Origin of the sequence: Arthrobacter sp. yr096, from assembly GCF_900108925.1 — a bacterium.
Lineage (GTDB): Bacteria > Actinomycetota > Actinomycetes > Actinomycetales > Micrococcaceae > Arthrobacter.
Map to the genome: position 1 here is coordinate 186739 of NZ_FNYI01000001.1, position 21767 is coordinate 208505.

A 21767-nucleotide genomic window follows, 5' to 3' on the forward strand; every position below is an offset into this window, starting at 1 on the left:
CATGATCGAGCTCTCCATTGCCAACGGCATTGCCGAAATCGTCCTCAATTACCCGGACAAGCTGAACTCGCTGAACGAGGACGCGCTTGCCCAACTGGACAAAGCGTACGACGACGCTGCTGCCGCCGCCTCCCGCGGTGAGGTGCGGGCGCTGCTGCTTCGCGGAGAGGGACGCGCCTTCTGTGCCGGCCGCGACATTTCAGGGGTGACACCGGAAACCGATGACGCCCAGGCGTACCTCGGCGGACTCGTGGAGCCATTGCTGAAGAAGATGGCTGCGTTCCCGGCACCGACGTTCGCCGCCGCGCATGGTGCCTGCCTGGGGGTTGGACTGGGATTGTTGCTTGCCACCGATGTTGTGTACGTGGCGGACAACGCCAAGTTCGGTTCACCCTTTGCCAAGCTGGGAGCCACGCTGGATTCCGGTGGGCACTGGTACTTTACGGAACGTCTGGGTGTGCACCGCACACTGGACCTGATCTACACCGCCGACCTCATGAGCGGTGCCGAAGCTGTAGCGCAGGGGATGTTCAGCAGGGCCATGCCGGCGGATGTATTGCTGGAGGAGACGCGGGCCATCGTTTCCCGTGTTGCCGTTGGTGCCACCGAAGCCTTCAATGCTTCGAAGGAACTCGTGGCACACATTCGCGATCAGCGCCTGGGCCTGTGGGCTTCCATGGCCGAGGAAAACTCGGAGCAGGCGCGGCTGTGCAAAACCGACGACTACGCCGAAGGTTTCCGTGCGTTCCAGGAGAAACGGGCGCCGGTTTTCAAAGGCTAGACGAAGTCCTTCAGGAGCTTGTACCCGGCCACTTTGCCTTCCAAGGATATGACCGCCATGTCCTGATCCGTGGTGGTTACATCGGTGAGGGCGCCATAGGTGAGTGCAGGTACGGCGGAGCCACTTTTCATGCACGGGAATGCCCAGAACGAGCCTGAACCGGGAGCATCCTTATAGGGTCCATCGGGCGGCATGGGATACGTTGCCTGCTCCAAACACACAAAGACATCTTCAAAGCTTGTGCCGCGGAATTTTCCAGTCCGGGTATCAAGGAGATTCTGACTCATCGGGACGCCGGCAATGACAAGGTCGCCATGGCTCGCTGTGGGAACAAGTTCACGGGTATTCCATCCGACATCCACGGGTTCGGTCTCCCATGAGACGTCGCCGGTGAGGGGTTCGTAGCCAACCAGCTTCGATTTGGCGCTCCGGTATTTGCCTGAGGGAAACTCGATGAAACCCTCCGTGAACTCGCACCGGACGGGAAAGGAATCCCCATCCTCCAACGTGGTGGCCTCGGTTCCGATTGTCTGTGAACAATCCAGGGTGGAGCCGTCCGCCGTCCACAACACCTGCCCGCTGGAAGCCCGGAAGCCTACCGTCTTAGTGGTTTCGCGCAGGTTCATCGACAACGATTGTTTGGTCAGATTTTGGGGTTCAACACCCGTTGGGTTGATTCCGACCGAGCCCACATAGAGGTCCAGTTTTTCGGAGTAGGCGAAGTGCCGGCCGAAATCGGTGGAGGCCCCTTTACCAAATACCTTCTCCAGCTCCAGTTCCCACAGGACCTCGCCGTAAGCGACGTGGGCCAGCTTTTCGACGCCGTCCTCCACCACTGAGTACAGTTCCTTGCCCACCGGCCCGAAGACCCCGGTAAGCGGGTTGATATCAGCCCCTCCGGACTCCTCTCCGGATTCAAGGTCCACCCAGTGCTCAACCGACTCGGACTTTTCGTCATAGGCGATAAAGCACAGATCGAAAAATCCATCGCAGGCGAAGGGGCGGGTGCTGACCACTTCCGGCCGTCCGCGGTACAGTTCCTTGCCGGTGTTCAGATCAAAGGCAACAGGCGCAGTCCACCATGCCACGTCAGTGTCGAGGCCAGCCGGTGCAGAAGCGGCCTGCAGGAAGATCGCGGCGCTCCGTCCCGCGGCTGTCCTGCTGACAACGGGTTCCAAGGGAACCGAAGGTGCCTCGTAGCCCGGATGGACGGGCTGAGTCCACAGTTGTTTGCCATCGGCAACGGAAACGGCGTGGGCAGAGACGCCTGTCGCGCTCTTGGCGTAAACCAGCGCAACACCGTCGGCAACCACAGGCTGGCCGATCGGTTCGAGCGCCACCTCCCAGGCCGCCGTCGCAATCTCCGTGTTTCGCTCCAGCGGAGGGCTGCTCGGCGCTGGTGTCGTAGCAACGGGCAGGCCGGGGATCGGGAATGCGGTGCACGACGACAGCAAGATCGCTGCACCGACGGCTACGATACCGATTCCCACAGACTTCAGGCGGGCAGAAAGAGGCGCCGTTGGAGAGTGATTCATGGTTCCCCCAGGAACATCAATGGTTCAGCACCTGCAGGGCGGAGTTCCAAACCAGAAAAGGCCAGCTAAGCGTGGCTCAGATAGAGAATACAGCTCACCGACCCGGATGAATGCGCCCGTTGCCTCACCAGCCAAAGGTGTTCGTCACGAGGAACCATCTGGTAGATCCTGGGCACCCACATTATCGGTTGCCGGCCGGGGCCGGGGCCGGGATGGCTATCCTTGGGAGATGAGTGACGTCGCGCGTTCCACTATTGCTTTCGAAGGGCAGTTCGCCCGGGACTTCCCGGAGATGGCTGTTCCTTGGCGGGCAGAAGAAGCTCCCGAACCGCGGCTGGTGGCACTCAACCGGCCACTCGCCGTCGAACTCGGTTTTGATCCTGACTTTCTCTCAAGCCCGGAGGGCATCCGCCTGCTGATCGGAAATGCCGTCCCGGAAGCTGCAACACCAGTAGCTCAGGCCTACTCAGGTCACCAGTTCGGCTGGTACTCACCGCGTCTTGGCGACGGGCGGGCTTTGCTCCTCGGCGAGATTTCCGGTGCCGACGGGAAGCTCCGCGACATCCACCTCAAAGGTTCGGGGCGTACGCCTTTCGCAAGAAACGGGGATGGCCGGGCTGTGGTCGGTCCGATGCTGCGCGAGTACATCGTCAGTGAGGCGATGCATGCTTTGAACATTCCCACTACCAGGAGCCTTGCCGTCGTCAGGACAGGGAGCCAGGTGCAGCGCGAGAGGCTCCTTCCAGGGGCGGTCCTGACCCGGGTGGCCAGCAGCCATGTGCGAGTTGGCAGTTTCCAATACGCCCGGGCCGGCAACGACCTGGGCCTGTTGCGCCGGCTGGCCGATCATGCGATCGAACGTCACCACCCGTCGTCGGACGGTGAACCCAACCGTTACTTGGGCCTTCTTCAGGATGTCGTGTCTGTCCAGGCGACACTTGTGGCGCAGTGGATGTTGGTCGGGTTCGTGCACGGGGTGATGAACACGGACAACATGACAGTGTCTGGCGAGACCATCGACTACGGTCCCTGCGCTTTCATGGAGGGCTTCGACCCGGGAGCGGTTTACAGTTCCATCGATGAAACAGGCCGCTACGCCTACCGCAATCAGCCGCTGGTAGCAGAGTGGAACCTTGCCCGTTTTGCCGAGTCACTCGCGCCTCTCATCCATGAGGATGAGGAGAAGGCGGTGTCCCTTGCCGTCGGGTCACTGAAGGGGTTCCGCGAGCAGTACAGCACTGCCTGGTTTGCGGGCATGAAAGCCAAGCTTGGGCTACCGGAGCGAATTGACGACGACGTTGCCTCACCCTTGGTGGATAACCTGCTTGAGCTGGTGCAGGAGACACGGGCGGATTACACCTCGTTCTTCCGCGTTCTGGGAAAGGCGGCCCGCGGGCAGGCTGAACCCGCACGCGGAATGATCCTTGACCTGGCGGCGTTCGACGCCTGGCTGGATCGTTGGCGGACACTGAAGCCGGATGCGGATGCCATGGACAGGGTCAACCCGATCTACATCCCACGCAACCACTTGGTGGAGGAGGCGCTCGCCGCCGCAACAGAGGGGGACGTGGTTCCATCGGAGCGGTTGCTCGAAGCCGTATCCGATCCATACAAAGAACGCCCTGGGCTGGAAAAGTTTGCCACGCCCGCGCCCGAAAGCTTCGGACCGTACCGGACTTTCTGCGGCACGTAACTGAGCGGGGGCCAGCCAGGTTGAGATTCTGCCTGCCTGTTTCCGACCCTGCCGTTCCGCTTCAACCGGTCCCTCGGAACGATGATTCATCGTGAGGACGATCTTCGTGTACCACCAAGGCAGTACATAAGTGCACACCCAGGGGTGACGCGCGCGGCTCCACTATCCACAAGGCTGGAGATAGGGGGCGCATGGTGTGCCCGTGGAGAGGCACGGTTGAAGAGGTCTGTTAGGAAAATGCTGATGGGGGCCGCTGCCGTTGGGGCGGTACTGGCGGTCGGCCTGGCGACCACCACCGTGGTGAATGTGGTTGCCAGTGAATCCGAGAGCCACCGGATTGAATCCTATGGCCAGCGCGTGGACGTTAACGGCGGCAAGATGAACGTCTTCATGAGCGGGACAGGGGAGAACATTGTGCTCTTGCCCGGGTTTGGTACCTCTTCTCCCGTCCTCGATTTTGCGCCGTTGGTCAGGGACCTCGCCACAGATCATCGTGTGATTGTTGTTGAACCCTTCGGCTACGGCCTCAGCGACGGCACTGATCGGGAACGGACCACGGAGAATATCGTCGCGGAGGTCCACACGGCCCTTGAGGCGCTGGGTGTTGACCGGTACGTCCTGATGGGACACTCCATCGCAGGTATTTACGGCATTGAGTACGCAGCCCGCTATCCGCAGGAAGTATCAGCGTTCGTGGGCATCGACTCCAGCGTTCCCGGACAGCCCGGTATGGACGCCGGGTTCCCTACCGGGTTGCTCTCCGCCGCGAAGAATCTCGGTCTGCTCCGCATTGTCGCCGCGCTAAATGACGGCTACAGCGACGTGTACTCGGAACATGCCCGTGAGCAGATGCGGATGCTCAGCAACCGCAACTCCATCACTCCCACTTACCTCAACGAAATGACCCACATAGCCACCAATTTCGAACGTGCCCAGGGAACGGTCTTCCCCGAGGCGCTGCCCCTTCTTCTCTTTGCTGTGTCTGAGAACGCACAGAACCCGGACTGGCTGGGACTTCATGAGAGGCAAGCAGAGAGCGTCCGGGACGGTACCGTGGTGCCCCTCCCGGGTGAGCACTACCTCCATCACACGCACGCCACGGATATCGCTGAGGGGTTCCGGAGTTGGAAAGCCGGCCGGAGCCTTTAGGCCAAGACCCGGCGACAACGCAAGTGTCCCGCCTGATGGGGGATCAGGCGGGACACTTCAACTCTAATGCCGCTAGCTGGTAATTGACCGAGTGCCTTGCTTGGTGCGTGCGCCCGGCCCGTTACCACGGCGGGCCCTGCTCTCGAAGCCAGGGACCGCCGTCGTGCTTTCCGCTACGGGTGACCCGGGCGATTCTCGCAGGCGATGCGGTCGCCGTCGCTGTCAAGACCTGCTATGTCGCCGTACCACGGGTAGTAGTAGTCGAACCAGTCCTGGGCCTGACGCCATGTGGCAAAGTCCGTGCAGTTCTTGGTGTTGCCAGGGTTCGCCGGCGGCTGCGGGGTGACCGGGGGAGTCACGGGCGGCTGCGGCGTGGGCGGGGGTGTTACAACGGGCGGAGGGGGAGGAGAGCACGTGTTGCCTGTGATTCCACCTGTGCCGCCGTTGACGAAGCGGTACATGAACGCTGCCATGGCGTCACGTGCCACTGGCTGGAGCGGGTTATACGCGCGGCAGCCATAGCCGATGTCCCAACCTGTCGAGATGCCCTGCGCGGCAAGCCAGGTGATCTGCTTGTAGAACTGGGTTCCCACAGGGACATCCTCGAACGGGGAAGTGCCCGGCTCGGAGAAGTCCGGGTTGCCGCCGAAGCGGTACAGGAACGCTGCCATGGCGTCACGGTTGACGGGCGTGAGGGGGCGGAAAGTCTTGGAACCGTTCGATTCGGTCCAGCCCGTTGAGATGCCGCTCGTTGCCAGCCAGGTGATTTCCTTGTAGAACTGGCTCGACGGCGTCACGTCAGTGAACGGCGACGTCGCCGGGGGAGTGAAGGCAGGTTTGCCGGCCAGGCGGTACAGGAACGCTGCCATGGCGTCACGGTTTACGGGGCTGAGCGGACGGTAGGTGCGCGTCCCGTTGGCTTCTACCCAACCCGTGGAGATCCCTTGCGATGCGAGCCAAGAGATCTCTGCGTTGAACTGGGTGGAACTGTTGACGTCGCTGAACGTGATCGGCTCTGTGGGAGCTGCGTCAATGGCGATTGTGGGAATGGTGACCTGCGTGGTTGCACAGGAGCCTTGGATGGCCGATGAGATGGCCGCCGATTCAGCTTGGTCGATTGCCAGCTGCCAACGGTATTTCACCAGTACCCAGTCTGTTGCGTATCGGCACGCTGTTCCTGCCAGCGGCGGCATCCACTCGGCCGGGTCGCGATCGCTCTTGGACTGGTTCACGTTGTCGGTCACAGCTTCGAGGGCCACGTCCAAGGTGAGGTCGTTGGCGTAGTCGCGGCGCTGTTCGGCCGTCCAGGCGCTTGCGCCGGAACCCCACACTTCGGCGAGTGGGACCAAGTGGTCGATGTCGACGTCGGAGGCGTTTGTCCATGTCGCGCCGTCATACCAAGAGGTCCACTTACCTGTTGCCACAGTGCAGTTACCGGGATTGAACGTCACGGGTGTCAAGGATTCGAGTTGAAGGACCTCGGAGCGTGTATCGCAACCGTCCTGATCGGAGTCCACCCAATGCTGGAAGAGGTCGCGGTTGTAGCCGGTATTTGATTCGGCCGCGACGGTCAATGATGAGAGAAGAGAAGCGACGCTTGCTTTGTCCGAAGCGATCGCGGTTTGCGGCAAAAAGACAGCCGCCGACGTGGTCAGCGATAGGATCGCCAACCACGAAAGTGCCTTGGGCATCTGGGTTCCCCATATTCGATTAGAGCGCTCTGAGCAGCGCATACATCATGGGATCGTACAGGCGGGATGGCTTCCGTCAGGAACCTTGTCACCTCGTGACTCCGGCGTGGCGGGCGTACTCTGGGTCCATGGAGTCCGAGGTCAGGACTGTAGCTCTGCGGACCGGCATCAGTGTTCCCTGTTTTGTCCGAGGTCACCTTGAGCAAACGGTCGACGACGGCGGCACGCCGTTGGTTATGTTGCACGCCTGGGGTGAGTCCTGGCGGAGTTTCGAGCGGTTGATTGCCGCACTCCCGGATGTGGTTGTGGTGGCACCGGACCTGCGTGGACATGGTCTTGCTGAGAAACCTCCGGGCGGTTATTCGTTGGTGGAGGTAGCCGAAGACGTCGTGGCCCTGTTTGATGCCCTGGGCCTTGTTCGTGCCCACGTGCTGGGTTCGTCCAGCGGGGGGTATGTGGCGCAGCAACTGGCGGTGGCGCGGCCCGATCTTGTGGCATCGCTGATTTTGGTGGGGGCGCCGTTGAGCCTCCACGGCAAGCCGGCGTTTGCCGCCGAAGTGGATTCTCTGACTGATCCGATCTCGGAGGAGTGGGTGCGCGTGTCATTGTCTTGGTACCGGCTGCTGCACACCGTTCCCGCGTCCTATATAGAGGACCGTGTGCAGGACGGTCTGGCCATGCCCGCGTCTGTTTGGAAGGAATCGCTGCGAGGCTTCTACGAAGCCGTCCCGCCGACGGAAGCCGGCAGTATTTCAGCGCCCACTCTGATTCTCTGGGGCGCCTACGACCACCTGGTGCCACGGAACCATGAAGAGACCCTGACACGGCGCATCCAGGGATCCCGTCTCAAGATCTATGAGGAGACCGGGCACCTGGTGCTGTGGGAATGTCCGGAGCGGGTGGCGGGGGATGTGGTGGGGTTTCTTGGGTGATGTACGGGGTGGCCCTCGTCGATTCCCCCTACAGGTGCACCTGTTACGGTGCTCCTGTTCCGGAGGTAAAGCAGCAAGCCCCTGCACCTCTGATATTCAGTGCAGGGGCTTGCTACATTCGGACGCGTTCTACTCGACTATCAGTTGCCCTTTTCGAGTGCGTGTGCGGTCACGTAGGCGCCCAGCTGGTCCTTTGATAGAGCCGTTGCGATCTCCGAGATGGCTGTGGTGTCTGCGACGACGATCGACTGACCATCCGTCGAAGTTCCCGTCCCGAGGGTTGGCAAAGTAAACATAACGGTGTCGTTCGCTCGAAGGTCCTTCATGCCCAAAGCGAGGCTACCGATGGCTGCGGCGTCGAAACTCTTGTCGACGCTGATAAATGGAGAAACTGCGCTGACCATGCTGTTGACAGTCACGGGGTTGGTTAGTGTCTCACGAGCGATTGTCTTGCTGATGATCGCCTTCATGTACGCCTGTTGGTTTCGCACGCGCTGGTAGTCGCCGTCATTGAACGACATTCGTTCCCTCACAAATGCAAGGGCCTCGTCGCCGTTCAGGGTCTGCTTGCCTGCTTCGTAATAATGGCCCTTCATGGGGCCCTTGGCCGGAGCAAACGGAATCTTCACGTCAACTTCTACGCCGCCCAAGGCATCGGTGAGGCCTTTGAATCCTTCGAAGTCGACCATGGCTACGTGGTCAATGCGCTGCTGGAAAAGCGACTCCACAGTCTGGACCATGAGCGGGACACCGCCCTGGGCGAGAGCCGAGTTGATCTTGGACTCTCCCTTGCCGGGGATGTCCACCCATAAGTCACGCATAAGGGATACGGCGTAGACGTTCTTACGGTCTGCCGGAATGTGAACCAGCATAAGGGTGTCGGCCCGCTGGTCAGTAGATACAGGGGTGTCGACATCGAGTTCAGCAGATCCACGGGTGTCACTGCCCATCACCAGGATGTTCATCGCAGCGGTGCCGTTGACAGGTTCCGCCTTCTGCGGTCGTGTCGATTCTTCAGGAAATGCAGTTTCGATCTTCGTAGTGCCCGAGTTGAAAGTCTGCGCCAGATTGAAAACGTAGGCGCCTCCTATGAGGCCAGCAACCAGCACGGCGGCGGCGAAGCCAAGGAGTACATTCCGCGCAGTTTTCTTGCTGCTTTTCTGACGTCGGGGACGGGACTCAGCAGAGGGAGTTTGGGTGTCTGTCGGGAGCGTCATGTGTTCCTTGATGTTGGCATCAGCAGTGATGATTCTATCAAGGTGCAGAAGTTGCAGGCTTAGCGGACGTCCCGGTGCATACGCCTGACGGGGTAGCTAGCGGATCTGCGAATGGAATTCCGTCGATTTGACCTCCCATGCATTGATGACTTGTACGGAATAGTTCATGGGGCTGGCGAGCGAACTGGCACCAATATTTACGGTGATCATCTCCAGTTGGGGGTTCATGCCGTGCTGAGCACCGTAGGCAGAATCTCTTGTGCTGGCCCGTACCTGTTTCTTGTGGACCGATCCATCTGTAGTGGTCCACTTTAGCGAGGCCGTACTTCCCCGAAGGTTGAAGCCGAGAATTTCGAGCTGACCGGTTTCTGGGAGGAGGGCTGTGTCAGTGATGATTGGTGTTCCAAGGCCTGACTCAATTTGTTCTTTCAGGGGAGTACCAGTCCCCTTGCAGGTGAAGTATGAATCCCACATGAAGGAAACGACTTTCCTCGCGGCGCTCATCTGTTGGAGCTGTCGGTCAAGCCGAGCCTTTGTAGTCTGTCCTCGACGACTGTCTGCGCAGCCATTCCATTTCGTGGCCGGTGCCATCCCCTCCAGATTGGCCCACAACACAGCTCCTGTTCCTGAAATTCCGACCGCCGCGGCGGAAAAGTAGTCCTTGTTGGGTGCGAGGTACTTACTGCCCCAGGTCCCATCGCCTACGATGGTTGCCGCTTGGGGATCAACCGCGGAGTTAGCTTCGCGGCTATGGAAGGCTCCGCCCTTGCCGGTGCCCATTCCGTCCTGAATTGCAATGTTAAGAACGAGACCACCGGAAGTTTGGGCGATTCTGCGGATCCCTTTGCTCGCCTTGTCAGGACTGATGCCCGTACCGACGCGAGCGTCGATGAAAGGACTTACGACTGCCTGCCGCGTGGGAAGAATGCGATGGATAGCGCTGTTTTGCGTACTGTACAGGGCTAGAACAGAGTCGAATGCTGGGCTATCCGTTAAAGGCATCTCTGTGTGATGGTAGAAACCGGCCAGACCGGGTAGGTCATTCGTCTTGGCCTGGTAGGTCAGGAACCGCTCGGTAAACAGGGCGAGCGTTCCCTGGTACGAGACATCTGGCAGATACGGAAGCTCAGCACTCTTAATGGGAGCGGGCATGCCCGCAAAAAACTTCATACCCAGTTTGGTTGCCGCAAGTGCCAAAGATCGCGATGGGTCCACTGCAGAAGAACTGGCTCCTCCAACCACCACAACGTCATACTTGCCATTGGAAGAAGAACAGCCCGTGCCCACTTTCGGCAGAACCAAAACGGAGTAAGACTGCCCGTTGTTCGATACTTTGCGGTCCCTTGGGCACTGGAGCGCTGAAGCTGCCCAGTTGCTGCCGTCTAAAAATGTGAAATAACGATCGACGCTGACTGAACCGGCTGCTGCTCGAGCACAATTCTTCCCATCAATTTCGCAGTCATCGGGAAGCGATTCCAGGGTGGCCGGCTGGAGCAGCGTACCAAAAGTGATGACCGTGTCGCCGCCAGATGCTTTGATGTCCGTCAGCTTCTTGATATTGGTGCTATCGCGGGAACTGGCTGCTATGAAGTAGCCGCCAATAGGGTAGCGGGGCTCGGCCTTTTCTGGGCCGAGCACGCTACCGGGCTCGGGGCTCTGTGCTTGAGTTGCTTGGACGCCTGTTTCAGGCCTTTGGAATGAGCTGACTCCAATGGCGAGAAGGACCGTGATCGTGAGCACAACGATACATGCCACAGAGCGCTTGGACACTCTGATGAAGCACTGCCTTAGGAACGAACTGGGAGGCAATTCAGTCTTGGGCAACTTCCAGAGCGGCATGTCATCCTTGGTATCGGTTGGGCAAGAACGACTCTAGCAAGGCACATGAAGTCTACGAACATGGGGTGTGGATCCCGCCTGCAGACCGATGCCCGAACGTCCGACCGCAGGGCCGACTCTAATCCATACGATAAACTAATCCGGGTCGCCCTCCGATGGTGGACGTCCGTGCGCCGCCAAGTCTCAGGCGGTTGCGTTCGACAGGACACTGACAGCGTTCTGAAACATATTCAACGGGGGGAAAGTTGGGCACCGGAATCAAACGTGTTCGAGCCGCGCTTGTGGTTTTGATGCTGGCCATTCTTGGGTTCCTTGGAACCCAGCCTGCAATCGCTACCGAAACGGAACCCGGACCTGGGCAGGAAACCGGGCAACCAGTCGACCCGGGAACGCCTACGACGCCGCCGGTCATACCTCCAGTAGTTGTCCCTCCCATTGTTGAACCAGTTCCGACCCCGACGCCCTTGGACCCAGAGCCTACGCCTGCACCGGTTCAGCCTTCCGAGGAGCCCGCACCTGTCGTTCCGGCTGTCACGCAGCCCCCGGTTCCGCCTGTCGTTGAACCAGTCGTTCCAGTCGCGCCGGCTCAAAACTCACCAGTTCCTGTCACTCCCAGCGATGCTGACGTCCAAGGCTACTTCGTCGAACCGGAAGCGCCGGCAGAGACCATAACGCCTTCCGCTGAGCCCACGCCCACTCCCACACCCGAGCCCACAAAGACGGCCGCTCCGCCGGTTGTCAGCGCGGACATCGCGGGCCCCCTGAAGGTAGCTTTGGCACCGGTTGCTGATAATAACCCTATTGTCCAAGGCCTTACCGTCCTCGTGTTGATCCTTCTGGGTGTTGCCTACTTCCGCGCTCTGCGATCCAAGGGAGTCCCCGGACCCCGCCTCAACGGCAAGTAGGCCGATGGGTTACTCCCTCCCCGGGAACAAGGCCGCGGAAAATCCTGCATTCGCGATGCGCCTCATGCTCCTCACACACTCGTACTGGCCCGAACACAGTCCTCCACAGCGCCGGTGGATGTCCTTGGCACGGGAGTTTCGGCGGGCTGGGTGGGATGTCGATGTCGTGGCTCCGGTGGCGCATTATCCCAACGGCCGACGCAACCTGCCCCGCCGGGAGGCTGGGATTGCCTTTTCACATCAAAACGGACCCCACGGGGAAACTATCCGCCGTGTTCCGTACTTGCGACACTTGGGCACATCGTCCTTGGCGCGTTTCATAGATCAGCTTTTTTCGGCCGTCATGTCCGTTCCCGCAGGGCTGGGTGGCAAGAAACCAGATGCAATTCTTGCCACTGCGCCGAGTCTCCCTACCTTGGCTACTGGATATGTCCTCTCCAAGTTGCGGCGGGTGCCCCTAATCGTCGAGATGCGTGATGCCTGGCCAGATCTGGCGCGGGACGCCCGCATGGTCCAAGGCAGTGTAAAGAGCCTCGTGGAGCGAGCTGTGGAATTCGTGCAGCAACGGGCCGATCTGGTGGTGACCGTAACTGAAGGTTTCGCCGATACCTTGCGCGAACGAGGCCTCCAAAACGTGGTCACCGTCAGCAACGGACTCGATTTGAACTCGATACCATTTCTGGAGCCGCCGGCAATGGATAGAAAGGTTTTCCGGGCTTTGTATCTGGGAAATCATGGGAAGAGCCAAAGGCTAGACATTCTGGTCCGGGCCAGCGCGCTTTTGGGGGATGACTTTCAACTTACGCTCGTGGGGCACGGCACGGCCCGACCGCAGCTTGTGAAGCTGGCCAGGGAGTTGAATGCGCCAGTCACGTTCTTTCCCTCTGTTCAGGGGCCAGAAGTCGTGGACAAGTACCGCGAAGCGGACACGTGTATCGTCTCCCTCCGTGACGACTGGAAGTCATTCGAGACCACAGTGCCGTCCAAGACCTACGAGGTTCTTGCAATTGGCAGGCACGTTACCGCCATAGTGAGAGGCGAGGCTGAGCGGATAGTTCTGGAGGCTGGTGGCGGTGATGTTGTGGCGGCTAACCCCGAAGCCGTTGCAGAGCTCTGGCGAGAACTAGCGGCTGACCGAGGCCGGCTTGCGTCGGGTGCCAGCGGACGTGAGTGGGTGCGAGACAACGCTGACTACGCGCAATTGGCGGTCAAGTACATGGACACGATCTCTGCGATGGTACGTCCGGATCCGCTTCCTCGCAGGGAGCATACGTCGTGATGCAACTTCTTCGGAATGTCAGGCTTACGGCTGGAACCATTTCTGAGCACTTGACCGAGGCTCCATTTGTTTTGGCCCTTCAAGTCTTGAGAAAACTGCCGACCGGGATCGTCAGGCCTTTCGCCCGCCTCGTCTCGTCGTTAGCACCTTCGTCTCATGGCCCGTTGTTCTTGCTGGCCAGCCTCGCGTCGGGACAGGAGAGCACCCTCATTCGACGCTTTGAAAGATTGCAGATTTCGGGTGTCAAGGGTGAGTCTGCCCGGAAGGCTGCTGAAGTTGCAGTCGCGGCAGGGCAACCTCATTGGGCTGACACTCTCCTGAGGCAGGCCGGAAGTTCGTCCAGAACACCGGCCACTATGGCCAGGCGTAAGTGGTACGACGGGGACATGAGCGGGGCCATCGCTGTTCTGCAAGACCGAAGAGGCAACATGGAGAAACAACGACGGCGGCTGGCGTCGGAGCTCAAGGTGTTCAGCGGGTGGAACCCAGCGCTGCCGGCGGCGCCGGTGAAAGCGGAACCGCGTCGAGTGCTCCACCTGCTCACAAATTCGGTACCTCACACGGGAAGCGGATACGCGCGGCGTGCCCACTCCATCCTGTGTGCACAGCAGGAAATTGGCTGGGAAACGCTGGCGGTCACTCGTTTGGGGTATCCCGTTCAAATCGGCGCACTCAATGCCAGGAAACGCGACGTCGTGGATGGGGTGCGTTACGAGCGGATTCTTCCCGCCAGTATGGCCGCCACCATGGACGGGCGCTTACAGCAACAGGCTTCTGAGCTACTCGATATTGCCAGGGATTTCAGGCCGTCGATCATCCATACCACTACCCACTTTGTGAATGGCCTTGTCGCCCGCGAAGTGGCCAAAGCTCTGGATGTTCCTTGGGTCTACGAGGTTCGTGGCCAGTTGGCAGATACTTGGGCATCCAGCCGCGAGGAGGCGGCTAGGAGCAGTGAGCGGTACGAGCTCTTTACGGCACGTGAAGCGGAAGTCATGTGCACAGCTGACCTGGTGGTGACACTGGGAGAGTCCATGAAGCGGAACATCGCTGCGCTTGGTGTACCAGACCACAAAATCCTTATTAGTCCCAATGCCGTTGGAGGTTCCTACCTGGAACCTCCGTTGGGGCATCGGGACGCACGACAAGCGCTTGGGCTCGATCCCAACGCCCTATACATGGGGACAGTCAGTAGCCTTGTTGGCTACGAGGGCCTTGACGACCTCGTCACAGCATTTGCGCTGCTTGCACCGAGGCTGCCAAAGTTGAAGTTGGTCTTCGTGGGCGATGGTGCTGCTGCGCCAGCTCTACGTGACCAAGTCCAGCGTTTGGGACTTTCATCTCGGACCATCTTTACTGGGCGAGTCCTTCCCGAACAAGCGCGACTGTATCACTTAGCACTAGATGTTTTTGTTGTGCCCCGAAAGGATTCGGCAGTTACCCAGGCAGTAACGCCGCTGAAGCCCGTCGAGGCACTCGCCTGCGGTCGGCCGGTTGTGGCCAGTGACCTGGGCGCACTTGGTGAGATAGTGCATGACGGCATCAACGGCCGACTGACCAAAGCCGAAGATCCGGGGCAGTTGGCCGAGGTGTTGCTGGAGTTGCTGCAGGATGAAGGTTTGTGCCGGCAGTTGGGTGCTGCGGGCAGGGAATACGTATTAGCCACGAGGACGTGGCAGGCAAATGCCCAAGCTTTCGGCGGGGCTTATGAAAATTTGGTGTCTAACTATAGAAGGAGGGTCAGCTGATGTCGGCCAAAAAGGCACTTTTGCCTGAGCCAGCAGTGGTGCAACCGCTGGCTGTGGATATGAGACGCTTGACGCGCGTCGGCGCGCGCCCTGGTTTCTTGGACTACCTCGTTCAGCTCTGGGACTTTAGAGAGTTCATCTACTACGACGCCCGGGCACGGGTCCAGAGTGGTACTCGTCGTGACCGCTTGGGAAGTGCCTGGCTGCTGCTCAACCCGATTTTCAATGGGCTTACGTATTACGTGATCTTCGGTGTCCTCCTCCAGACGAGCGGGGGAATCGAGAACTACATTGGCTACCTGGTCATCGGCATCTTCGTATTCCAAGGGACTTCAGGGGCCATCACAAGCGGAGCTCGCTCCATTCACAGCAACAAATCCGTAGTCCAAGCGTTCAACTTTCCACGAGCCACGCTGCCCATCGGCATGAATATCAGGGAAATGATGTCCAATGTGCCCTTGATACTGGCGATGTTGCTGATCATCATCTTGATTCCACCTGTGGAAAAGATAACTTGGTTGTGGTTGTTGATCATCCCTGCGCTGGCTCTGCAGTCCGTTTTCAATCTGGGGATCGGACTCATCCTTGCCAGGGTCATTTCACGCGTCCACGATGCCACTCACCTTCTGCCGTTCTTCATGCGTGCATGGATGTACGGTTCGGCCATCTTTTACTCTTACGAGAAGTTCGTAACCCACCCGGGAGTCCTTGCAGTCCTGAAGGTGAATCCGTTGTTCAACGTCATCGACATAATTCGAAACTGCGTTTTGTATGCGCAGCCTCCAACATGGCAATCCTGGGCAATTCTGTCGGTTTGGGCGTTGGGGGCGCTCATAGTCGGGTTGCTCTTCTTCTGGCAAGGGGAGGAATCTTATGGTCGCGAATGAACAGGTTCTTGACGTCGAAGGGCACCCTTGCGTCGTAGTGGATCGCGCAGTTATGGAATATCGCGTTGTCACCACTGACTCTGATGCCGTTGCTGCGGAGCGCCGCGATACAAGTTTTATGAGCCGACTGGGCCGCCGTCCCAATACCGTCACTGTACGGGCACTATATGAGCTTTCACTGGTCGTTGAACGTGGTGAGTCCGTGGGGATCATCGGGAGAAACGGCTCGGGAAAAAGTACGCTCATGAAACTCATAAGCGGGCAGATGAGACCGACCTCTGGAGCGATTTTTGCATCAAGTACACCGATCATGCTTGGCGTCAACGCTGCTTTGATGCCAGACCTGTCAGGTCATCAGAACGTGGTTCTAGGCTGTTTGGCGATGGGGATGAGCCGGCAGGAAATCGATGAAAAATTTGCGAGCATTGTCGAACTCTGTGGACTTGAGGACTTCATCTATCTCCCAATGAAGTCGTATTCCTCTGGGATGGCGTCAAGATTGCGGTTCGCCATCGCAGCGAGCATAGATCCCGAAATTCTTCTGGTGGATGAGGCTCTCAACACCGGTGACGCTCAGTTTGGTGACCGTAGTAAGCGCCGTATGGATCAGCTGCGAGAGCAGGCTGGCTGTGTGTTCTTGGTGAGCCACTCGCTCGACACCATCACAAAAATGTGCAGCCGCGTTATTTGGCTAGACAAAGGTCACCTGATCATGGACGGCGGCGCCACGGAAACCGTCAAGGCTTATCAGGACTTTACGGGCCATCTGGCGAAGGGCAACAACTTGTCCGCCGCTCGGATCAGGGATGAGGCACGAGGCAGTCTCCAGATGACTGAGGTCCTGGCCCGAAGCAAGATGCGCCGGAGCCGGCTCTGATGCGGCAAGTTTCTGACATCCGGAAGGCCGTCTGGCACTTCCGGCAAGGAGGCCTTGCCCAGTTTCGAAAGTGGTACAGGCGAACGAAGGCTCGTCGTGGCGGTTCGGTCGGCACCGCGAATGGGATCATGCGCCGCACTCAAGGCGGCCGCGCTCTCAGCTTCCAACCGTTCGACTATCCAGATGTTCCTCCCCGTAGGGGCGACCTCACCGTGGGTGTCATCCTGGACGACTTTTCGGCACGGGCCTTCTCTTATGAGTGGAGGCTGCTGGCACTGGACAAGGACACTTGGCGCCAACAGCTCGAAGAGCAGCGAGTCGACTTCCTATTCATAGAGTCGGCGTGGAACGGCAACTCTGGTTCATGGAAATACCAGCTGGTAGGTACCAGCGGACCAAAGGAAGAATTCCGGAATCTGCTTCAATTCTGCCGTGATCGTGGTGTTCCAACCGTTTTCTGGAACAAAGAAGATCCGCCGCACTTCGAAGACTTCCTGCCGACAGCACGTGAGTTCGATGTGGTCTTCACTTCGGACGAGAACAAGGTGCTCGATTACCGTCGCGAACTCGGGCACGACCGCATCGCGGTCCTGCCGTTCGCTGCCCAGCCAGCAATCCATAATCCGATTCGTCCATCAGACGGTCGACACTCGCGGGATGTTGCTTTCGCAGGGATGTACTTCGCCCATAAGTATCCTGAACGGCGCGACCAGTTGCAGCTGCTGTTGGACGGCGCCATCTCGGGAACAGAAATGTTCAAGAACGGTCTTGAGATCTTTTCCCGTCAGCTCGGTGGGGATCCGGAATATCAGTTCCCCGCGCCTTACGACGAACATGTCATGGGCTCGTTGAGCTATGACCAGATGCTGACCGCGTATAAGGCCTACAGGGTCTTCCTCAACGTTAATTCTGTTGTGGACTCTCCGAGCATGTGTGCTCGGCGTATCTTCGAGATAACAGCTTCCGGGACACCCGTTGTGACCACGGATAGCCCTGCACTTCCTCGCTTTTTTCCCGATGGAGAAATAAGCAGCGTAGGCACTTCTGACCAAGCCGCAGATGTCATCAAAGCTTTGATTCGGAGTCATGAGCTCAATGACCGCATGGTTCATCTAGCCCAAAGACGTATATGGACCGAGCATACATATGCGCACCGAGCCGAAAAAGTCATTAGCTGGATCCTCCCGGAGCGTCAACGACCTGTAAAGCAGGCCGCAGTAAGCGCCTTGGTGTCGACCATCAGGCCGCGCCAACTTGAACACATCTTCAAGACGTTCGGGTCGCAACGCGGTGTCGAGGCTGAATTGGTGTTGCTGACGCACGGATTCAGTCCCAGCCCCGACGAGATCAATCGCTTGCGCGAGAAGTACGCAGTCAAGCAGTTGATCCTTCTGGAAGAGCCGGCGGCAAGCAGTTTGGGAACTTGCCTCAATAGGTGTGTTGAGTCTTCCAGCAATCCTGTGCTGACCAAAATGGATGACGATGACTACTATGGGCCGAACTATTTGGCAGACCAGATGAATGCGCTGTCTTATTCCAACGCCGATGTCGTTGGAAAGCTAGCCCACTTCATGTATATCGCCGCAAAAAATGCTGCCGTGTTGAGGTTTGACCATATGGAACACCGTTTTGGCCACATGGTCATGGGACCCACGATTATGGCTCACCGCGAAGTCTTTGAGCAGCATCCTTTCGAAAATCGGAGCCGTGGCGAGGACACTGAATTTCTTAGGGCTGTCACGAATTCCGGCGGAAGGATTTATTCCTCAGACCGATACAACTACTACCAATACCGGGGTGGTTCAGGCCATACCTGGACCGCATCCGACGACGAACTCCTCGCCTCCGGGGAAATTCAGTTCTGGGGAAATCCCGCAGAACACGTCACACTCTAGACAAACTGAAACTCAAATGTGGGGAGCATTGCGTTGAACACTATTAATCGCGTAGCAGTAATCGGATTGGGCTACATTGGCCTGCCAACGGCCGCCATCTTGGCAACCAATGGCGTCGAGGTCATCGGCGTCGACGTCAACCAGCGCACAGTAGACGCCGTGAATGCCGGTCAGGTTCCTTTCGTCGAGCCAGACCTGGGCGTTCACGTGGCGGGTGCCGTCAGCCAAGGCCACCTGAGCGCTAGCACGTCCACGCCTCAAGCCGAGGCATACATCGTGGCAGTGCCTACGCCATTCAAGGAAGACCGTTCAGCAGACCTGAGCTACATCGAGGCCGCCGCGCGCGGTATTGCCCCCCAGCTCCAGGGTGGCGAGCTTTTGATACTTGAATCCACTTCTCCTCCAGGCGCCACCGAGCACATGGCCAACTACATTCTGAACCTGCGCCCTGACCTGAGCATCGACGGGGCAGATTCCAAGCCGGCGATTTTGGTGGCTCACTGCCCCGAACGTGTGCTTCCGGGCCGAGTCATGATCGAACTCGTCACGAACGACAGGATTGTCGGCGGGATGACATCAGAGGCGGCTGAAACTGCCAAGAACCTCTACGCGGTGTTCTGCCAAGGCGAGATTCTCACCACGGATGCCGTAACGGCGGAAATGGCGAAGCTTGTCGAGAACTCTTACCGGGACGTCAACATCGCCTTTGCAAATGAGCTGTCTGTGATCAGCGACAAGCTGGGTATTGACGTGTGGGAGCTCATCCGGTTGGCCAACCACCACCCCCGCGTGAACATCCTGCAGCCGGGTCCGGGCGTTGGCGGACACTGCATTGCTGTTGATCCTTGGTTCATTGTTGCTGCCGCGCCGGAGGAGTCCAGGCTTATTCGGACTGCCCGCGAGGTCAATGACGCCAAGCCAGAGTGGGTGTTCCAGCAGGTTGTAACGTCACTCGAGTCACTTCCCAGTACTGCAGAAGTATCGGTTCTAGGGCTTGCATTCAAAGCCAACATTGATGATCTCCGTGAATCGCCTGCCATTGAGATTGCTGCTCACCTGGCCGAGGCTCTAGCGGACCGCCGTATCAACGTTGCTGAACCTCACGTGGAGGAGCTGCCGAAGCAGCTCGCGGGTCGTGCCAACGTGGAGCTCGTCTCCATCGAGGAATCGATCGAACGATCACACGTTGTGGTTGTGCTGGTCGACCACGACGATGTAAAGGCTGTTGACCCCGCACTTCTCGCTGGGAAGACAGTTATTGATACTCGGGGTGCCCTGACACTTGAAGGCGAGACGTTGTATGCCCAGTGAAATGACGCCTGCAGCGAGCGGACGACGCGATCCCGCCGCAGTGGCCCGACTCCGTCAACGAGTGTCCGAAGGAAAACTGCCGGCCGACGCAGTGGCCGGCATTGAAGCTGCGATCCAAGAAGTGGAGTGGCTACTTCAGGATGCAAGCCGTTGGCAGCGGCAGATCGATTTCGAGCTGCCGCCTGCTGTTCCTTCGACTTCTGCACCAAAGACCCAAATTCAGGCCCCTACGATACCAAGGGTTGTTCCGAAAACGCCCGTGGCAACTAAGGCACCAACAACTTCGGCAGCCCAAGCGGATCGAGCGAAATTCCCGGCGATGAAAGTTATCGGGGCTGCGGCACGCGGAACCGATATCACAGTCGCTTCGATTCTTGACCCGTTTTCGCAAACAGCGTTCTCCTATGAATGGAACAACATTGCGGTTGAGCCCAAGACGTGGAAGAAGCAACTCGGAGAGTCAAAGCCGGACCTCTTGTTCGTGGAATCCGCTTGGCAGGGCAATAATAGTTCTTGGCTCTACCAACTGACCGGAAGCCTAGCTCCCCGAGCGGAGATTTCGGAACTCGTTGCCTGGTGCAAGGAGAACGGAATTCCGACCGTCTTTTGGAACAAGGAAGATCCACCTCACTTTGAAGACTTCCTAAAGAGTGCCAAGCTTTTTGACGTTGTCTTCACATCGGATGTGAATTGTGTTCCGCGCTATAGAGATGCACTCGGGCATGACCGTATTCATGTTTTGCCGTTTGCGGCCCAGCCACGTATGCACAACCCGGCGAGACCTCAAAATATTAAGAGAGACCGCGAAATTGCGTTCGGAGGCATGTACTTCCGGCACAAGTATCCTGAGCGTCGACAGCAGATGGACTATCTGCTGCCTGCAGCTCAGAAGTTCGGACTGGATATCTTCTCCAGACAGCTAGGTGCGGATGCCAACTACCAGTTCCCTGAACCGTTTGATAAAAATGTGGTTGGTTCGCTGCCTTACGAGGAAATGGTTACCGCCTACCATGCGTACAAGGTTTTTCTGAACGTTAACTCGGTCATAGACTCACCGAGCATGTGCGCGAGGCGAATCTTCGAAATAACGGCCTGCGGAGCTTCCGTTGTTAGCCCACCTAGCCCGGCCATCGAACGGTTTTTTCCGGACGGGTCCATCCTGACAGCTGCCGACGAGAAGGAAACGCATGCACACTTGCGGGCACTGATGCGTAGCGAGTCCTATCGCCAACGGTTGGTACATCGAGCACAGCGGGAAATCTGGAAAAATCACACATACGCTTCTCGTGTCGACCAAATTCTGGACAGCGTGAACTTGCCGGTTCCAGCACGCGAGCGTTCTGTCTCCATCCTGGCACCGACGTATCGGCCTCATGCTCTCGAATCTATTCTCGAAAATGCGGCACGTCAGGTTGGTCTGGAGAAGGAGCTCGTAATCCTAACGCACGGCTTTGAAGCCAATGCTGCTGAGGTCAAAGCGCGAGCCAATGACATGGGTCTGGGGAATGTCAGCATCATCTCCGCGAAGAGATCAGTGACCTTGGGTGAATGCCTGAACCTGCTTGTGGATGCAGCGGACGGCGACATTCTGACAAAAATGGACGACGACGATTACTACGGTAAGAATTACCTACCGGACCTTGTTCAGGCTCTGACATTTTCGGGGGCTGATCTTGTGGGCAAGGCGGCTACCTACTTCTACTTTGAGAGCAAGGACGCGACCATCCTTTCTTACGGCGCGCACGAACACCGGTTCACAGACTTTGTGCGCGGTGCGACGCTTACAGCCCCGGCAGATGTTTTCCGTGAGCATCGTTTCGAGGCTCTTGGCCGCTCAGAAGACTCGACTTTCCTCAAGAGCGTGAAGGCTGCTGGTGGTCGTATCTACGCGGCAGATCGCTTTAATTACTTCGTCCGCCGTTCTGCGGACGTCAGCAGCCACACATGGCAAGTCGCCGATGATGAACTTTTCGCTACAGGCGACGCCGAGGTTTTCGGGGATCCCGTTGCCCATGTTTCGGTTTAGGA

Annotated in this window: 15 protein-coding genes; 11 read left to right on the forward strand and 4 right to left on the reverse strand. The window is 58.4% G+C overall.

Translation table 11 applies throughout. The features are described from left to right. Position 1: 1 nt before the first annotated feature. A complete protein-coding gene (locus BMY91_RS00835; RefSeq protein ID WP_090817013.1) occupies positions 2-781 on the forward strand; it encodes an enoyl-CoA hydratase/isomerase family protein in 780 nt (259 codons plus the stop codon). Here the strand turns inward: BMY91_RS00835 and BMY91_RS00840 are convergent. After that, the gene (locus tag BMY91_RS00840; RefSeq protein WP_090817016.1) at positions 778-2316 is read right to left on the reverse strand and encodes a PQQ-binding-like beta-propeller repeat protein; all 1539 of its coding nucleotides are present in this window, start codon (positions 2314-2316) and stop codon (positions 778-780) included. The two genes, BMY91_RS00835 and BMY91_RS00840, sit on opposite strands and share 4 nt — an antisense overlap. A gap of 229 nt (positions 2317-2545) precedes the next feature. On the opposite strand from BMY91_RS00840, the gene BMY91_RS00845 reads away from it, so the two are divergent. After that, positions 2546-4009, forward strand: coding sequence for a protein adenylyltransferase SelO (locus BMY91_RS00845; protein WP_090817020.1), 1464 nt, complete (start codon positions 2546-2548; stop codon positions 4007-4009). 243 nt (positions 4010-4252) lie between these two features. After that, entirely contained in the window at positions 4253-5158 is a 906-nt protein-coding gene (locus tag BMY91_RS00850; protein ID WP_090817023.1) for an alpha/beta hydrolase, read from the forward strand. 173 nt (positions 5159-5331) lie between these two features. On the opposite strand, the gene BMY91_RS00855 is transcribed toward BMY91_RS00850, so the two are convergent. Next, entirely contained in the window at positions 5332-6849 is a 1518-nt protein-coding gene (locus tag BMY91_RS00855; protein ID WP_090817027.1) for an S-layer homology domain-containing protein, read from the reverse strand. 128 nt (positions 6850-6977) lie between these two features. Between BMY91_RS00855 and BMY91_RS00860 the strand changes: the two genes are divergently transcribed. Further along, positions 6978-7781 (forward strand): alpha/beta fold hydrolase, encoded by an 804-nt coding sequence (locus BMY91_RS00860; RefSeq protein WP_090819020.1) that lies wholly within the window; start codon positions 6978-6980, stop codon positions 7779-7781. 140 nt (positions 7782-7921) lie between these two features. Here BMY91_RS00860 and BMY91_RS00865 read toward each other — a convergent pair whose 3' ends face one another. Together BMY91_RS00865 and BMY91_RS00870 are read right to left on the reverse strand one after the other, a co-directional pair. Further along, on the reverse strand, positions 7922-8998 hold the full coding sequence (locus BMY91_RS00865) for an LCP family protein (RefSeq protein ID WP_090817030.1): 1077 nt from the start codon (positions 8996-8998) through the stop codon (positions 7922-7924). 96 nt (positions 8999-9094) lie between these two features. Continuing rightward, entirely contained in the window at positions 9095-10837 is a 1743-nt protein-coding gene (locus BMY91_RS00870; RefSeq protein WP_090817033.1) for a hypothetical protein, read from the reverse strand. A gap of 1023 nt (positions 10838-11860) precedes the next feature. Here BMY91_RS00870 and BMY91_RS00880 point away from each other — a divergent pair. From BMY91_RS00880 to BMY91_RS00910, 7 genes are all read left to right on the forward strand, one after another. Further along, positions 11861-13021, forward strand: coding sequence for a glycosyltransferase family 4 protein (locus BMY91_RS00880; RefSeq protein ID WP_256212507.1), 1161 nt, complete (start codon positions 11861-11863; stop codon positions 13019-13021). Between the two features lie 428 nt (positions 13022-13449). Beyond that, positions 13450-14769 carry a glycosyltransferase family 4 protein gene (locus BMY91_RS00885; protein ID WP_256212508.1) on the forward strand — a complete coding sequence of 440 codons (1320 nt, stop codon included), beginning with the start codon at positions 13450-13452 and terminating at the stop codon, positions 14767-14769. Next, a complete protein-coding gene (locus BMY91_RS00890; RefSeq protein WP_177179817.1) occupies positions 14769-15656 on the forward strand; it encodes an ABC transporter permease in 888 nt (295 codons plus the stop codon). Before BMY91_RS00885 ends, BMY91_RS00890 begins: the two co-directional genes overlap by 1 nt. Next, the gene (locus BMY91_RS00895) at positions 15643-16533 is read left to right on the forward strand and encodes an ABC transporter ATP-binding protein (protein ID WP_090817043.1); all 891 of its coding nucleotides are present in this window, start codon (positions 15643-15645) and stop codon (positions 16531-16533) included. Before BMY91_RS00890 ends, BMY91_RS00895 begins: the two co-directional genes overlap by 14 nt. A gap of 128 nt (positions 16534-16661) precedes the next feature. Further along, entirely contained in the window at positions 16662-18428 is a 1767-nt protein-coding gene (locus BMY91_RS00900; RefSeq protein ID WP_256212509.1) for a glycosyltransferase family protein, read from the forward strand. Between the two features lie 33 nt (positions 18429-18461). After that, a complete protein-coding gene (gene wecC, locus BMY91_RS00905; RefSeq protein WP_090819026.1) occupies positions 18462-19739 on the forward strand; it encodes a UDP-N-acetyl-D-mannosamine dehydrogenase in 1278 nt (425 codons plus the stop codon). A gap of 61 nt (positions 19740-19800) precedes the next feature. Further along, positions 19801-21765, forward strand: coding sequence for a glycosyltransferase family protein (locus tag BMY91_RS00910; RefSeq protein WP_256212510.1), 1965 nt, complete (start codon positions 19801-19803; stop codon positions 21763-21765). Positions 21766-21767: the final 2 nt, after the last annotated feature.